Origin of the sequence: Modestobacter sp. VKM Ac-2985 (genome assembly GCF_026967925.1) — a bacterium.
GTDB lineage: Bacteria > Actinomycetota > Actinomycetes > Mycobacteriales > Geodermatophilaceae > Modestobacter.
The window spans coordinates 899,211-913,914 of record NZ_JAPVBI010000001.1 but is presented as its reverse complement, the minus strand read 5'-3'; the positions used below and the strand labels follow the sequence as shown (position 1 = coordinate 913,914).

Here is a 14,704-nt window from a genome sequence, read left to right as displayed (position 1 = left end):
GACTCCTCCCTCACCGGGCCGGTGAGGGAGGAGTCGAGGGACGCCGGTGACCGGCTCCGGTCAGGCGTCGCGCCGGCGGAAGACCAGGACCGCCACCAGCATCAGCGCGGCCACCTCGGCGACGAAGACGCCGAAGCCGGTCCACGGCGCCAGCACCGCACCACCGTTGAACGGGGCGACCTGGGCGACCGACCCGCCGGCGTTGCCCGGCAGCAGCTTGGCCACCCACTCCCCCCAGGTGCCCGGGAGGGCGTAGGCGACGTTGCCGACCACGAGCACCAGCGCCATGCCGACGGTCACGGCGGCGGCGGTGTGCCGGATCAGCAGCCCGGTCGCCAGGGCGAAGAGCCCGAGCCCGGCGAGGTAGAGCCCGTTGCCCAGCAGTGCCCGCATCACCCCGTCGTCCGAGAGCGCCATGCCGACGCCCTCCCGCTCCAGGAACCAGTTGCCGCCGAGGTAGCCGGCCACCGCGGTGACCACGCCGACGACGAAGAGCACGCCGGCGAGCACGACGGCCTTGGCCGCCACCACCCGGCCGCGGCGGGGCACCGCGGTGACGGTGGCCCGGATCATGCCGGTGCCGTACTCGCTGGTGACCACCAGCGTGCCCAGCGCCAGCGCGGTCAGCTGGGAGAAGAGCAGGCCCCAGGTGAGGAACGCCGCGGGCACCTCCCCGGTGTCGCCCGCGGCCAGGTCGGCGGCCGCGGCCCAGCAGACCAGCGTCGTCAGACCGGCGCCGAGTGCGAACAGCAGGCCCAGCGACCAGCGGGTGGAGCGGACGGTCCAGAACTTGAGCCACTCCGCGTGCAGCACGTGGGCGAAGCCGGGGCGCCGGACACCGGGCACGTGCCGGTTCGGGTCGAGGGAGACGACGTCGAGGGTGGGCGAGGAGCCGGTCCCGGGGCGGGCCGGGGCGCTCGCGGTGGTGGTGCTCATCGGACAGCTCCTGCGGTCTCGGTCGAGTGGGTGGCGTACTCGACGCTGTCGGCGGTCAGGGTCATGAACGCGTCCTCCAGCGAGGACTGGACGAGGGACAGCTCGTGGACGTACAGCCCGGCGCTGCCGAGCAGCTCCCCGATCTCGGCGGCGTTCCGGCCGCGCACCCGCAGCTCGTCGTCGACCCGGTCGACGTCCAGGCCGTTGATGCGCAGCAGCGCCTCGGCGTCGCCCAGCCGCGGGCTGCGGACCCGGACGTAGGAGGACGCGTGGTCGGCGATGAAGTCGGCCATCGAGCAGTCGGCCAGCATCCGGCCGCGGCCGACGACGACCAGGTGGTCGGCGGTGAGCGCCATCTCGCTCATCAGGTGGCTGGAGACCAGCACCGTGCGCCCCTGCGCGGCGAGCTCCCGGGCGAGGGAGCGCACCCAGCGGATGCCCTCCGGGTCCAGGCCGTTGACCGGCTCGTCCAGGACGACGACCGGCGGCTCGCCCAGCAGCGCCACGGCGATGCCCAGCCGCTGGCCCATGCCGAGGGAGAAGCGACCGACCCGTTGGTCGGCGACGGCCTCCAGGCCGACCAGGTCGAGCACCGCGTCGATCCGGGTGCGCGGGATGCCGTTGCTGGCGGCCAGCCAGCGCAGGTGGTCGCGGGCGCTGCGACCCGGGTGCAGGGCCCGCGCCTCCAGCAGCGCCCCGACCTCGCGCAGCGGCGCCGGCGAGGCGGCGTAGGACCGGCCGTTCACGGTGACGCTGCCGGACGTGGGGCGGTCCAGGCCCAGGATCATCCGCATCGTCGTGGACTTGCCGGCCCCGTTCGGGCCGAGGAAGCCGGTGACCCGGCCGGGCTCGACGGTGAAGCTGAGGTGGTCGACGGCGGTCTTGGGTCCGTAGGTCTTGGTGAGTCCCCGGGCGACGATCACAGCGTCCCTCCGAGGTGGGCGGAAGAGGTGGTGTCCATGCCGATGAGCCTGTCGGCGGAGCCGTCCCAGGAACATCGGGGAGCGCCCTGAACCGACCCTGACGCGCCCCTGACCTGCGTCCCTGAGCAGCCCCTGAGCGGAACCGCTGCGGACGCCGGGACCCACGGGCCGAGTTCACCCCACCGCGGGGGTCAGCTGCGCGCTGCGCCCAGGCCCAGCACCGCCGCCAGGCCCAGCGCGCTGCGCGGGGCGTACGGGGTGCGCCACAGGCCGCCGTGTGCCGCGGCGTGCGCCTCGTCCTGCCAGGGGTGTGGCTGCGCGGGGCCCCCGCCGGTGTGCAGGTCGTGCACCAGCAGCGCCGCCATCAGCACGTTCGACGTCGCCGGCTCGAACACCTCCACCCCGAAGCGGTGCGCACCGGCGTAGGCGGCGGCCAGCGCCCGGTTCTTGACCACCGAGCGGGTGCGGGTGGGCGGGGCCACGTTCATCGACACGGTGCTGCCCGCCTCCCGGGCCACCGCGGCGCGCCAGCGCTGCAGCCGCTTGGCCAGGGCGTAGTTCGGCCCCTGCTGCGGTACGAGGCTGTCGGCGATGCCCGGGTCGGTGCCCGGCACGTACGCCCGGCGCAGCAACCGTCCGGCCGACAGCGTGCGCAGCGGCCGGCCCACCAGCTTCGCCGTCCGTGGCCGGGAGGCGTAGGCGGCGACGGAGAAGTCGACGGCCTCGCCGGGCACCGCGAAGACGTCGGTCGGGGTGGCGAGGAAGGCGAGCGCCAGGTCGGGGCGGGCGCCGATCAGCCGCCGGGTGAGCGCGTCGACGGCCGTCGAGACGCGGACGTTGGTCGCGCCGTCGGCGTAGACGTAGTTGCCCAGCACCGGGGAACCCGGGAGGGCGGCGAGCCAGTCGGCGACCGCGGGCACCTCGGTGATCAGGTCGGCGCCCGGTGCGTCGTCCTCCCCGACCGGGGTGAGCAGCGTGCCCGCGCCGCGCCGGGCGGTCTCGTGAACCCGCTCCCACAGCGGCGGCCGCGGCAGGTCGACGGCGGCGACCCGGGCGCCCCAGCGCAGCAGCGCGGTCAGCGGCCCCATCTCCGCGCCGGCGCCCAGCACCGCGACCGTGTGGTCGGGCAGCGCCAGCCACTCGGGGTGGTCGGCGACGGTGCGCACCGCGTCGGCGCAGCTCGGCTCGATCACCCCGGCGTCGACCCAGGCGACCAGCCGGCGGTGCAGGTCGTCCCCGCGCAGCCGGCCACCGCGGTAGGGCAGCGACAGCTCGCGCTCGGGCTCGGCCTCCCCGGCCAGCTCCACGGTGCGCAGCGGGCGGGCCGGTGGCGCGGTCTGCAGCGCGCCGAGGTCGGTCTCGCCGTCCGGGCCGACCACCCGCATCCGGGCGTGCAGCGAGTCCAGTCCGGCACCGGCGATCTGCAGGGCTGCGGCCCGTGAGCTCAGCCCGGCCTCCACCGTGCGGCGCAGGTGCGTCAGGTAGCCGGCCCGCCAGTTGGTCTCCTGCTCAGCGGCCCGCGCCCCCGTCGGGTCGACCGGCCGCAGGGCGTCGGCGACGACCGCCCGGCCGAGCGTGGCGGTGCTGCGCCGGCCGTCGGGCCCGGCCGGGAAGACGACTCCGCGCTGGTCCTCGGTCACGGACCGATCCTGCCCGACCCGGCCCGCCGACGGCGGCTGAGGTCCGCAGCCCGGCGACCGCAACCGCTCAGTCGCGCACCACCGGTTCCGGCAGGTCGGCCGGTGCGCCCGCCTCCAGCCAGCGCAGCAGCGTGCGGACGGCGAACCCCGAGCCACCCTTGACCACCTCGGCGTCGTCGCTGCCGGCGCGGGCCGGGCCGGCGATGTCCAGGTGCGCCCACGGCAGGCCCCCGGCGAAGGGCTGCAGGAACAGCGCCGCGGTGGTCGAGCCCGGGTTGCCCGGGGCGTTGTTCGCATCGGCCACCTCGGACTCCAGCTGTACGCGCAGGTGCCCGACGTGCTCCTCGGTCAGCGGCATCCGCCAGAACGCCTCGCCGGCGTGGCCACCCGCGGTGAGCAGCGCGTCGGCCAGCCCGTCGGCGGTCGCGTACAGCCCGGCCGTGCGGGCACCCAGCGCCGTCTTCATCGCACCCGTCAGGGTCGCGACGTCGACCAGCACGGTGGCCCCCAGCACCAGCCGGGCGTGCGCCAGCGCATCGGCGAGCACCAGCCGGCCCTCGGCGTCGGTGTTGCGCACCTCGGTGGTCCGCCCGTCGACGTGCCGCACGACGTCGGCCGGCCGGTAGGCGGCACCGGAGACGGCGTTCTCGCACAGCGCGACGACGGCGCTGACGGCCCCGGGCAGCTCCAGCCGCGCCGCCGCATCGACGGCACCGAGGACCGCGGCGGCGCCGGCCATGTCGGTCTTCATCTCCCGCATGCCCGCGTTGGTCTTGATCGAGATGCCGCCGGTGTCGAAGGTGATGCCCTTGCCGACCAGCACCGGGTGGGCCGGGCCCGCCCCGTGCGGCCGGTAGGTGGCGACCACGACCTGGGGCGGGGAGGCCGATCCCCCGCCGACGGCGAGCACGCCACCGAAGCGCCCCGCCCGCAGCTCGTCGGGCCCCAACACGGTCACGGTCACCCCGGGGAGGGCACCCAACCGCCGCTGGGCCTGCTCGGCCAGCCAGGTCGGGTCCTTGGTGCTGCTGGGGGTGTTGACCAGGTCGCGGGCCCAGGCCACCGACTCCGCGGCGACCCGGCCGGCGAGCTCACCGGCGGCCACCGCCGGGTCGTCGGCGTCGGCGGCCACGACGAGCACCTCCGCGAGCCGGGGCGGGTGCGGGGCCGAGGTGTCCCGGAAGCGGTAGCCGGCCAGCAGCGCCGCCTCGACGGCGGTGCGCACCTCGTCGGCACCGGCCGGGGCGACCCCGGTGTCCAGCGGCAGCACGAGCCGGCGAGCGCCGGACTCGGCGAGCGTCTGCGCCCGCCGGACGGCGACCGACACGTAGGAGCGCAGGTGCGGCAGGGTGTCGTCGCCCACCCCGACGGCGACCACGCTGCGCGGGTGCCGGCCGGCCAGCGGCACGTTGGTGATCCCGCCGGGCTTGCCGCCGTTGCCGGTGTCGGCCAGCGCCGCGGCGAGGAACCCCGGGTCGACCGGCGGATGGTCCGCCGCGGTGAGCCAGTCCGGCAGGGCACCCTGGGCACCCACCGGCACGGCCAGGACGTCGTCGGGACCCAGGTCCGGCAGCGCCGGGACGACCTCGACCCGCGGGAACGGCGCGGCCCCGGTCGCCGGCGTGGTGCCGGCGGCCGGGGCCGCGTCGTCGGTCGCGGGGCTGCCCGGGGGCAGACTCGCGTCGGTGTTCAGCTGATCGCGCCCTTCAGGGCCTCGGAGAGGGCGCTCGCCTCGTCGGGGGACAGCTCGACGACCAGCCGGCCACCACCCTCCAGCGGGACGCGCATGACCAGGCCGCGGCCCTCCTTGGTGACCTCGAGGGGACCTTCACCCGTACGCGGCTTCATGGCCGCCATGCGTGCCTCCTTCACCGGCCACCCACGGCCCGGCTGGACCGTGGTGTGGCAACTGTTCCTGCAGAGCTGTGCGGTCCATGATCCCGTATCTGCGGCCATCGACCAACCCGGACCCCTCAGTCCGGGTACGTGACCCCCGCCCGGAAGCACGTAGCGACGTGGTCGTCGACCATCCCGGTGGCCTGCATCAGGGCGTAGGAGGTGGTCGGTCCGACGAAGGTGAACCCCCGCCGCTTCAGCTCCTTGGCCAGTGCAACCGACTCCGGGCTGGTGGCCGGGACGTCGGCGAGGGTCTCCGGCCGGGGACGCCCCGGGGGCGGTGCGAACGACCACAGCAGGGCCGACAGACCCTCCGGCAGGTCGAGTGCAGCCCGGGCGTTTCGCAGCGCGGCGGTCACCTTGGCGCGGTTGCGGACGATCGCCGCATCGGCCATCAGCCGCTCGACGTCGTCGTCGGTGAAGGCGGCCACCGCCGGGATCGAGAAGCCGGCGAACGCGGCCCGGAAGGCGGGGCGCTTGCGCAGGATCGTGATCCAGGACAGGCCCGACTGGAAGGCCTCCAGGGTGAGCCGCTCGAACAACGCGTCGTCGCCGTGCAGCGGAACCCCCCACTCCTCGTCGTGGTACCGGACGTACTCGGGCGCGCTCGTCGCCCAGCCACATCTGCCGACCACGGAGCGCTCCACCGGCGCCGGCGTCTGCGCGCTCACGGGACGGCCGTGTCGAGGTCGTCGAACTCCGACCGCGCGGTGCGGACGGGGCTGCGCCGGGTGGCCAGCACGCAGCCGGCCAGCACCAGCGGGAGCCCGAGCGTCAGCCCCAGGGTGAACGGCTCGTCGAGCACCAGGACCCCCAGCAGCACGGCGACCGCCGGGTTGACGAAGGTGATCACCAGCGCCCGCTGCGGCCCGGCCTCCCGGATGAGCGCGAAGAACAGCGCCAGGGCCAGCGCGGTGCAGACCGTGCCGAGCGCGAGGAGCGCGAGCCAGGCCCGGGTCGGTGCGTCGACGGCGGCACCGAGCTGGGGCACCGCGAACGGGGCGTAGACCAGCGCGGTGAACAGCAGCGCGAAGGACGCCGCCGTCACGCCCGGCACGTCGGGCAGCTTGTGGCTGATCACGATCGGGGCCACCGCGTAGCCCACCACCACGAGGGCGACCGCACCGATCGCGCTGAGCTGGGCCCCGCCGACGTCCAGCCCCAGCAGCGCGGCGATGCCCACCACCCCGATCACCATCCCGAGGACCCGCACCGGGGACAGCCGGTCCTCGTCGCCGGCGAGCAGAGCCGCCACCGCGGCCACGAACGGCACCGCCGCGACGAGCAGCCCGGTCAGCGAGCTGGACAGCGACTGCTCGGCGTACGGCAGCAGCAGCCAGGGGCCGGTCATCTCCAGCACGGTGAACAGCAGGAGTGCCCGCCAGTGCCGGCGCAGCGCGGTGCCCAGGTGCCCCCGGGCCAGGGTCCACGGCACGAGCAGCGCCGCACCGATCGCGCAGCGCAGGAAGACCACGACGACCGGGGAGAACTCCTCGACCGCCACCTTGATCAGCAGGTACGGCAGGCCCCAGATCAGCGACATCGCCACGAAGAGCGCCCAGCCCCGCCGGCTCACCCTCGCCTCCCTGCCGTCGTCACCGGCTCATCATGGCGGCCCGGTCCGACGGTCCTCCCTCGGTGGGCGTTTCTCCCGGTCGGCGGCCGGGCAGCGACCGGGCACCACCCGCAGCCGGACGACGGAGGCCCCGTGACCGCAGCCGCTCCCCCGCGGTCCGACCGGCGGCTGCTGGTCTCCGGGTTGCTGTTCGGCGTCGGTGCCGCCGGCGCGATCGACGAGATCGTGTTCCACCTGCTGCTGCGCTGGCACCACTTCTACGACCGGGCCGGTGGGGCCGCGGCCCTGGTCTCCGACGGGATCCTGCACGCCGCGACCTGGTCGGCGACCGTGGCCGGGCTGGCGCTGCTGGCCGACGTGCACCGGCGGCGCGCGTTCGCACCGAGCACCTGGTGGGGCGCGGTGCTGGTGGGCGCCGGGGCGTTCCAGGTGTGGGACGGCGTCGTCCACCACAAGCTGCTGCGGCTGCACCAGGTCCGCTACGGCGTCGACCTGCTGGGCTACGACCTGGCCTGGAACGCCGCCGGGGTGCTCCTGCTGCTCGCCGGTGCGGTGCTCCTCCGGCGCGCGCGACGCCGCACCGCGCCGTGAACCAGGCCGTCGGGACCCTCGTGCTGGTGCCGGTTGCGCTGTACCTGGCCGGGGTCGCCCGCACCCGCTCGCCGTGGCCACCGGGCCGGACGGCGGCCTGGCTGGCCGGGCTGGGCTGCCTGGCCGCAGCGCTCACCGGGCCGCTCGCCGCGGCGCACGGCGACCTGCGCGCGCACATGGCCGCGCACCTGCTGGTGGGGATGGTCGCCCCGGTGCTGCTGGTGCTCGCCCGCCCCACGACCCTGCTGCTGCGCGCCCTGCCGGTGCGCGCCGCCCGGCAGGTCAGCCGGGTGCTGCGCACAGCACCGGTGCGGGTGCTCACCGACCCGTTCGTCGCCACCGGGCTGAACGCCGCCGGGCTCTGGTTCCTCTACGGCACCGGCCTGCTGACGGCGATGGTGCACGCACCGGGGCTGCACCTGCTGGTCTCGGTGCACGTGCTGCTCACCGGCTGGCTGGCCACGGCCGCCGTCCTGGCCCTGGAGCCGATCGGGCACCGCCGCGGCGTGGTCGCCCGCGCCGTGGCGCTGGCCGCCGGGGCGGCCGCCCACGACGTGCTGGCCAAGGCGCTGTACGCGGCCCCGCCGGCCGGGGTCACCGAGGCGCAGGCCGGTGCCCAGCTGATGTACCACGGCGGCACCGTCGTGCACGTGCTGGTGGCCGCCCTGCTGTGGCGGCAGTGGTACCGCTCGCGCGCAACGGTCCGCGACGCCGACCGCGCCGCGCTGACCGCAGCGGCCTGACGGCCCGCCCCGTCCCCTGTGCACGCGTTCTGTCCGCTCTGCACGTGCTGCAGCACGTGCAGAGCGGACGAAGGGCGTGCAAAGCGGCTGCCGGAGCAGCCCGGTCAGGCGGGGTGGGCCTGCGCGTAGGCGGCGAAGCGGCGAAGTGACAGCCGCACGCCGGCGGCCATCACCGGGCGCACCAGCGGCCACCCGGCCCGGCCCAGAGCCCCCAGCGGCAGGTCCAGGCCCTCGGTCCAGACGAACGTCGACCCGCCGCCGTCCCGGGGCCGCACCTCGAAGGTGCCGGTGCCGCGCACCACCCGGCCGGTGTGCCGCACGTCGACCCGGCTCGGCGGCTCCCAGCCGGTGATCAGCATGGTGTCCAGCACGCCCACCCTGCGTCCGACCCCCGGCAGCCGGATGCCGGTGGTGGCCGCCAGTTCCCCGCCCACCCCCTGCCCGTCGCGGGCGCCGGCCCGCACGTCGGTGAGCAGCATCCACTCGCCCTGCCGGTCCCAGTCGACCAGCGCCGCCCAGACCTGCTCGGGTGGTGCGTCCACCTCGATCTGCTCCACCAGTTCAGGCACCGGTCCGCCTCTCGTCGTCAGGTCCAGCGTCCGCGGGGACGGGCACGCCCCCGGGATCAGTGTCGCGCTGGTCGTCCTCCCGGTGCACCGCCGGCAGCTGCGCACGCAGCGCCGCGATCTCGGCGTCCCGGTCGTCCAGCACCGAGGCCAGCTGGTCCAGCAGCCAGTCGACCTCGGTCATCCGGTACCCGCGCACGGACACCGAGATCCGCAGTGCCCGGACGTCGTCGGCGACCACCGCCCGGCCCTCGGGCAGCTGCACCGGGGACCGCTCGGGCTCCGCGGGCGGCTGCGTCTCGCCCCGGCCGAGCAGCAGCGAGGCGCCGAGGAACAGCAGCCCGCCGACCAGCAGCAGACCGATGACGAAGACGAGACCGGCCATGCTCAGTCGTCGACCGGGGCCGGGTCGGGCACCGCGTCCCCGGCCGGCGGCTCCGACTCCCGCTCGGCCCGGGTGGCGTCCGCGGCCTGGATGATCGCGACCGCCTCGGCCACGTCGTCGGTGACGTGCAGCAGCTCCAGGTCCGCCGGTCCGACCGTGCCCTGCGCGACCATCGTCTGCCGGATCCAGTCGACCAGCCCGGCCCAGTACTCGCTGCCGAACAGGATCACCGGGAAGCGGGTCACCTTGCCGGTCTGCACCAGGGTGAGCGCCTCGAACAGCTCGTCGAGGGTGCCGAAGCCGCCGGGCAGGATCACGAACGCCTGGGCGTACTTGACGAACATCGTCTTGCGCACGAAGAAGTAGCGGAACAGCACGCCGACGTCGACCCACTCGTTGAGCTCCTGCTCGAACGGCAGCTCGATGCCCAGCCCGACCGACGTGCCGCCCGCGTCGCAGGCGCCCTTGTTCGCCGCCTCCATCGCGCCCGGCCCGCCGCCGGTGATCACCGCGTAGCCGGCGTCGGCCAGCGCCGCGCCCAGCTGCTCCCCGGTGGCGTAGTACGCGGAGCCCCGCGGCGTGCGGGCACTGCCGAAGACGCTCACCGCCCGCGGCAGCTCGGCCAGCAACCCGAAGCCCTCGACGAACTCGGCCTGGATCCGCAGCACCCGCCACGGGTCGGTGTGCACCCAGTCGCTGTTGCCGCGCCGGTCCAGCAGACGCTGGTCGGTCGTCGTCCCGGCCATCTGCGGGTCGGGCTCGCCGCCGCGCAGCGTGATCGGCCCGCGGTGCCGGATCGGCCGCCGCCGCGCGCCGTCGTCGGTCTGGCTCATGCGTCACTCCCGCTCAGGTAGGCGATCAGGGCGTCCTCGGCCGGCTGCAACCGGTCGATCCGGACGTGCTCGTCGACCGTGTGGGCCAGGTTCGGGTCACCCGGGCCGTAGTTCACCGCCGGGATGCCGAAGGCGGCGAAGCGGGCCACGTCGGTCCAGCCCAGCTTCGCCCGGGCCGGCTGTCCGACCGCGGTGACGAACGCGGCCGCGGCCGGCTCCGACAGACCCGGCAGCGCGCCGCCGGAGCTGTCGGTGAGCTCGAGGGTGACCCCGGCAGCCAGCGCGTCGGCGAACACCTCACGCACGTGCGCCAGGGCCTGGTCCTCGTCCCGGTCGGGGGCGAACCGGAAGTTGACGGTCACCCGGCACTCGTCGGGGACGACGTTGCCGGCCACCCCGCCCTCGATCCGCACGGCGTTCAGCCCCTCGCGGTACAGCAGCCCGTCGATCTCCACCTCGCGGGACCGGTGGGCGGCCAGGGTGGCGAGGATGCCCGCGGCGCCGTGCACGGCGTTGACGCCCAGCCAGGAGCGGGCGCTGTGCGCGCGGGTGCCCGGCACGGTCAGGACGACGCGCAGCGTGCCCTGGCAGCCGCCCTCGACCACCCCGTCGGTGGGCTCCAGCAGCACCGCCAGGTCGCCGTACAGCCAGCCGCGGCGCTCGCGGGCCACCCGGCCCAGCCCGTTGCGGACCGCCTCGACCTCCTCGTTGTCGTAGAAGACGAACGTGAGGTCGCGGGCCGGCTGGGCCCCGGGAACGCCGAACATACCGGCGAGCCGGAGCATCACCGCGTCACCGGCCTTCATGTCGCTCGAGCCGCAGCCGTAGAGCCGCTCCTCACCGTCGACGACCTCGAGCCGGCTGGGCACGTTGTCCGCGATCGGCACGGTGTCCAGGTGCCCGGCGAGCACGATCCGGGTGTCCCGGTCCAGGTTGGTCCGGGCCAGCACCGAGTCGCCGATCCGCTCGACCTCCAGGCCGCCCAGCCCGCGCAGCGCCGCCTCGACGGCGTCGGCCAGCGCCCCCTCGCTGCCGGACACCGAGGGGGCATCGACCAGGGCCCGGGTCAGGGTGAGGACGTCGGCGCTCAGGTCGAGCGGGGGCAGCGGCTGCTCGGCGGGGCTCACGACCACCGAGCCTAGTGAGGGAGGACCCGGCTCCCCCCGCCCCTCGCCGACGCCCGCACCGGACCCCGGCAGCCACGCCTGGCCGCAGCGCCGTGGGTAGCCTGACTGCCCGTGACGACCGCTGCAGAGACCACCGGCGCGAACGGCGTCGGCATCGCCACCCTCACCACCGACGGGACGGTGCTGGACACCTGGTTCCCCTCGCCGGCGCTCAGCGGTGCCGACCAGGGCGAGAGCGGCACCCAGCAGATCGGGGTGCTGGAGCTGGAGGGGCTGCTCGGCCCGGACTTCTCCGGGCTGGTGCGCACCCACGAGGCCCGCGGTGTGCAGTCGGTCGCCGTCTCCACGACCATCGCCGACCTCTCCGCCCCGCCCGTCGACGCCCACGACGTCTACCTGCGCCTGCACCTGCTGTCCGCCCGGCTCGTGCGGCCGCACGAGGTCAACGTGGACGGCGTCTTCGGGCTGCTGGCCAACGTGGCCTGGACCAGCGCCGGCCCGGTGCTCGCCACCGAGCTCAACGCGGCGCGCGCCCGGCTGCGGTCGGAGGCCGGGCACCTGACCGTCTTCGGGGTCGACAAGTTCCCGCGGATGGTCGACTACGTCGTCCCCTCCGGTGTGCGGATCGCCGACGCCGACCGAGTCCGGCTGGGGGCCCACCTCGCCGAGGGCACCACGGTCATGCACGAGGGCTTCGTCAACTTCAACGCCGGCACGCTCGGCCCCTCGATGGTGGAGGGCCGGATCAGCGCCGGGGTCGTCGTGGACGCCGACTCCGACATCGGCGGCGGCGCCTCGATCATGGGCACGCTCTCCGGTGGCGGCAAGCAGGTCATCTCGATCGGCAAGGGCTGCCTGCTCGGCGCCAACGCCGGCATCGGCATCTCCCTCGGCGACGGCTGCGTGGTCGAGGCCGGCTGCTACGTGACCGCCGGGTCGAAGGTGCTGCTCCCCGACGGGACGTCGATCAAGGGCGGCGAGCTCTCCGGGCGCAGCGGCCTGCTGTTCCGCCGCAACTCCCTCAGCGGCGCGCTCGAGGCCCTGCCCCGCGACGGCGACTGGGGCGCGCTCAACGCCGCCCTGCACGCCAACTGACGCGGACGCGACCGGCTCATCGGGCTCGCCCTCCCCACCGGACACGACCGCCGCGCAGGCCACCGACGTCCAGCTGACTCCCAGCGCGGCGACCTACCATCGGCGCGATGGTCAGCAGCCCGGTCGCGAGCCGACGGCCCCCGGCCCGGGCGCCTCGCCCGGCGGGTCGTCCGTCGAGCCGGCCGCCGGCCCGAGCGGGCCGCCCGGCGGCTCGCCCCCCGGCCCGCAGGACCGCACGCAGGTCCCGTGCGGGAGGCCTGTGGCCGCTGGTGGTCGTCGCCGTCCTGATCGCCGCCATCGCCCTGGTCTGGCGCGAGGAGGAGGGCACGCCGTCGGGGGTCGCCGGGTGCACCGTGCCCGGTTCGGACGTCACCGTCACCACCGAGCAGGCCGCCAACGCCGCGACGATCGCCGCAGTGGCCCGTTCCCGTGGGCTGCCGCCGCGGGCCACCGTGATCGCGCTGGCGACCGCGCAGCAGGAGTCGCGGCTGCGCAACCTCGACTACGGCGACCGCGACTCCCTCGGCCTCTTCCAGCAGCGGCCCTCCCAGGGCTGGGGCAGCGAGGCCCAGGTGCAGGACCCGGTCTACTCGGCCGGCAAGTTCTTCGACGGCCTGGTGAAGGTGCCCGGCTGGGAGACCGGCCGGCTCACCGAGGTGGCTCAGGAAGTCCAGCGCAGCGGCTTCCCGGAGGCGTACCAGCAGTGGGAGCCGATGGCGACCGCGCTGACCGGCGCCCTGCTCGCGACCTCACCCTCCGCCCTGACCTGTGGCGCCGTGCCGGGCGTCGCGCCGGCCCCGGTCGCCGAGCGGACGGCGCTGGTCGCCGAGGCCGCCCGGCGGGAGGCCGGCGCGCCCACCGTCGAGACCGACGGCACCGTGACGATCGCCGGCGCCGGCTGGCCGGAGGCCACCTGGGCGGTGACGCACGCCGAGCGGTTCGGGCTCACCGAGGTGACGATGGACGGCTGGCGCTGGACCCCCGAGGTGGGCTGGGAGAGCACCCCGAGCACCTTCGAGCTGCCGCTCCAGCTGCAGCTGAGCTGAGCTCAGTCGGCCGGCACGAGGACGAACGCGGTCGCCGCACCCGTCGCGGCGAGCGCGCGGACGGTGTTCCACCGGCCCCAGCGGCCCGCGTTCTCCCGCCACGTCTCCGCTGCGCCCGGCGCGGTGGCGTCCAGCCGGGCCAGCGCGTCGTTGAGCGGCACGTTGGCCAGCACGGTCACCCCGACGACGCCGAACAGGTAGAGCGCGGCACCGGTGAGCACCGCGGGCCGGCGCTGCCCGGCCAGCTCGGCGCCGCCCAGCACCAGGCAGGCCAGCGCGGTGCCGAAGAGCAGCGTCATGAAGCCGGGTCGGACGGCGGCGCGGTTGACCGACTGCATCGCCGTGGCACCGGCGGCGCCGGGCAGGGCGGTCAGCGCCGGCAGCACCATCAGGCTGAAGACGGCGAAGGCCCCGGCGACCAGCCCCGACCCGACGGTCGCGACCACCAGCACGGGTGGACGCTCCCCGCTCACGCCCGGCTCCCGGCGAGCGCGCTGCGCCGCACCGCGTCGGTGAGGTCGGTGGCCGGGCGGCCCAGTGCCTGCTGCACCCCGGCGGCGGGGGCGGCGTTGCGGCCGTCCAGGACCTCGGTGAACAGGTGGACCATCAGCTCCACCACCTCCGGCGGCGCGCCCTCCTCGGCCAGGCCCGCGGTGAACTCCGCCAGCGGCACCGGCCGGAAGGCCACCGGACGGCCCGTCGCCGCAGCGATCTCGGCCACGGCCGCACCGAAGCCGAGCGCCCGCGGGCCGGTCAGCTCGTAGGTCCGCCCGGCGTGCCCGTCGTCCAGCAGTGCGGCGACGGCCACCTCGGCGATGTCGTCGGCGTCCACGAACGGCTCGACCACGTCGTCCACGGGCAGCGCGAGCTCACCGGCGCGCACCGCGCCGGCGAACTGGCCCTCGGTGAAGTTCTGCACGAACCAGCTGCACCGCACCACCGTCCACGCAAGCCCGGCGGTGGTGGCCGTCCGCTGCACCGCCTGCTCGGCCCGCTGCGCGGCGGGCTCACCCCGCCCGGACAGCAGCACCACCCGGCCGACCCCGGCGCGGGCGGCCTGCTCGGTGAACGCGGTCAGGACGTCGTCCGACCCGGGGACGGCGAGGTCCGGCGCGTACGCCAGGTACACCGCCGATGCCCCGGCCAGCGCGGCGTTCCAGGTGGTGCGGTCGGCCCAGTCGAGCCGGCAGGCGGAGCTCCGGGAGGCGACCCGGACGGGCACGTCCCGCGCACGCAGTCGGTGGGCGATGCGGCTGCCGGTCATCCCGGTGCCGCCGGTCACGAGGATCAGCTGTTCGGTCATGCCGTCAGTACAGCGCCGAGAGGCGAGACGATCCATGGTCCAGA

General features: G+C 75.6%; 17 protein-coding genes. 4 read left to right on the top strand and 13 right to left on the bottom strand.

What is annotated here, in order from left to right; translation table 11 throughout:
- Nucleotides 1–60: 60 nt before the first annotated feature.
- The 7 genes from O2V61_RS04245 to O2V61_RS04215 all read right to left on the bottom strand — a co-directional run bounded on the left by O2V61_RS04245 (nucleotide 61) and on the right by O2V61_RS04215 (nucleotide 6,971).
- On the bottom strand, nucleotides 61–936 hold the full coding sequence (locus O2V61_RS04245; RefSeq protein WP_269182079.1) for an ABC transporter permease: 876 nt from the start codon (nucleotides 934–936) through the stop codon (nucleotides 61–63).
- Nucleotides 933–1,859 carry an ABC transporter ATP-binding protein gene (locus tag O2V61_RS04240; protein ID WP_269182078.1) on the bottom strand — a complete coding sequence of 309 codons (927 nt, stop codon included), beginning with the start codon at nucleotides 1,857–1,859 and terminating at the stop codon, nucleotides 933–935. The genes O2V61_RS04245 and O2V61_RS04240 overlap by 4 nt, the downstream gene beginning before the upstream one ends.
- Nucleotides 1,860–2,050: 191 nt before the next feature.
- Nucleotides 2,051–3,499 (bottom strand): hypothetical protein, encoded by a 1,449-nt coding sequence (locus O2V61_RS04235; protein WP_269182077.1) that lies wholly within the window; start codon nucleotides 3,497–3,499, stop codon nucleotides 2,051–2,053.
- Nucleotides 3,500–3,566: 67 nt separating this feature from the next.
- Nucleotides 3,567–5,039, bottom strand: a complete 1,473-nt coding sequence (locus O2V61_RS04230; protein ID WP_269182076.1) for a leucyl aminopeptidase family protein — start codon at nucleotides 5,037–5,039, stop codon at nucleotides 3,567–3,569.
- 149 nt (nucleotides 5,040–5,188) lie between these two features.
- Nucleotides 5,189–5,356: a DUF3117 domain-containing protein gene (locus tag O2V61_RS04225; RefSeq protein WP_064972432.1), complete on the bottom strand. Its 168-nt coding sequence runs from the start codon at nucleotides 5,354–5,356 to the stop codon at nucleotides 5,189–5,191.
- Nucleotides 5,357–5,472: 116 nt separating this feature from the next.
- Nucleotides 5,473–6,066, bottom strand: a complete 594-nt coding sequence (locus tag O2V61_RS04220; protein ID WP_269182075.1) for a DNA-3-methyladenine glycosylase I — start codon at nucleotides 6,064–6,066, stop codon at nucleotides 5,473–5,475.
- Nucleotides 6,063–6,971, bottom strand: coding sequence for a DMT family transporter (locus tag O2V61_RS04215; RefSeq protein ID WP_269182074.1), 909 nt, complete (start codon nucleotides 6,969–6,971; stop codon nucleotides 6,063–6,065). The genes O2V61_RS04220 and O2V61_RS04215 overlap by 4 nt, the downstream gene beginning before the upstream one ends.
- Nucleotides 6,972–7,103: 132 nt before the next feature.
- Here O2V61_RS04215 and O2V61_RS04210 point away from each other — a divergent pair, with 132 nt between their 5' ends.
- Nucleotides 7,104–7,562, top strand: a complete 459-nt coding sequence (locus O2V61_RS04210; protein ID WP_269182073.1) for a DUF2243 domain-containing protein — start codon at nucleotides 7,104–7,106, stop codon at nucleotides 7,560–7,562.
- The gene (locus tag O2V61_RS04205; protein WP_269182072.1) at nucleotides 7,559–8,305 is read left to right on the top strand and encodes a cytochrome c oxidase assembly protein; all 747 of its coding nucleotides are present in this window, start codon (nucleotides 7,559–7,561) and stop codon (nucleotides 8,303–8,305) included. The genes O2V61_RS04210 and O2V61_RS04205 overlap by 4 nt, the downstream gene beginning before the upstream one ends.
- Before the next feature lie 104 nt (nucleotides 8,306–8,409).
- Here O2V61_RS04205 and O2V61_RS04200 read toward each other — a convergent pair whose 3' ends face one another.
- The 4 genes from O2V61_RS04200 to dapE are packed head-to-tail and all read right to left on the bottom strand — an operon-like array spanning nucleotide 8,410 to nucleotide 11,216.
- Nucleotides 8,410–8,874 (bottom strand): SRPBCC family protein, encoded by a 465-nt coding sequence (locus tag O2V61_RS04200; RefSeq protein WP_269182071.1) that lies wholly within the window; start codon nucleotides 8,872–8,874, stop codon nucleotides 8,410–8,412.
- The gene (locus O2V61_RS04195) at nucleotides 8,867–9,256 is read right to left on the bottom strand and encodes a DivIVA domain-containing protein (RefSeq protein ID WP_269182070.1); all 390 of its coding nucleotides are present in this window, start codon (nucleotides 9,254–9,256) and stop codon (nucleotides 8,867–8,869) included. The genes O2V61_RS04200 and O2V61_RS04195 overlap by 8 nt, the downstream gene beginning before the upstream one ends.
- 2 nt (nucleotides 9,257–9,258) lie before the next feature.
- Nucleotides 9,259–10,089, bottom strand: coding sequence for a TIGR00730 family Rossman fold protein (locus O2V61_RS04190; RefSeq protein WP_269182069.1), 831 nt, complete (start codon nucleotides 10,087–10,089; stop codon nucleotides 9,259–9,261).
- Nucleotides 10,086–11,216: a succinyl-diaminopimelate desuccinylase gene (dapE, locus tag O2V61_RS04185; protein WP_269182068.1), complete on the bottom strand. Its 1,131-nt coding sequence runs from the start codon at nucleotides 11,214–11,216 to the stop codon at nucleotides 10,086–10,088. The genes O2V61_RS04190 and dapE overlap by 4 nt, the downstream gene beginning before the upstream one ends.
- A gap of 111 nt (nucleotides 11,217–11,327) precedes the next feature.
- Between dapE and dapD the strand changes: the two genes are divergently transcribed.
- Nucleotides 11,328–12,311 (top strand): 2,3,4,5-tetrahydropyridine-2,6-dicarboxylate N-succinyltransferase, encoded by a 984-nt coding sequence (gene dapD / locus O2V61_RS04180; RefSeq protein WP_269182067.1) that lies wholly within the window; start codon nucleotides 11,328–11,330, stop codon nucleotides 12,309–12,311.
- Between the two features lie 269 nt (nucleotides 12,312–12,580).
- Nucleotides 12,581–13,357 (top strand): hypothetical protein, encoded by a 777-nt coding sequence (locus tag O2V61_RS04175; protein ID WP_269182066.1) that lies wholly within the window; start codon nucleotides 12,581–12,583, stop codon nucleotides 13,355–13,357.
- Between the two features lie 2 nt (nucleotides 13,358–13,359).
- On the opposite strand, the gene O2V61_RS04170 is transcribed toward O2V61_RS04175, so the two are convergent.
- Both O2V61_RS04170 and O2V61_RS04165 read right to left on the bottom strand, forming a co-directional pair.
- On the bottom strand, nucleotides 13,360–13,830 hold the full coding sequence (locus tag O2V61_RS04170) for an anthrone oxygenase family protein (protein ID WP_269182065.1): 471 nt from the start codon (nucleotides 13,828–13,830) through the stop codon (nucleotides 13,360–13,362).
- Entirely contained in the window at nucleotides 13,827–14,660 is an 834-nt protein-coding gene (locus O2V61_RS04165; protein ID WP_269182064.1) for an NAD(P)H-binding protein, read from the bottom strand. The genes O2V61_RS04170 and O2V61_RS04165 overlap by 4 nt, the downstream gene beginning before the upstream one ends.
- Nucleotides 14,661–14,704: the final 44 nt, after the last annotated feature.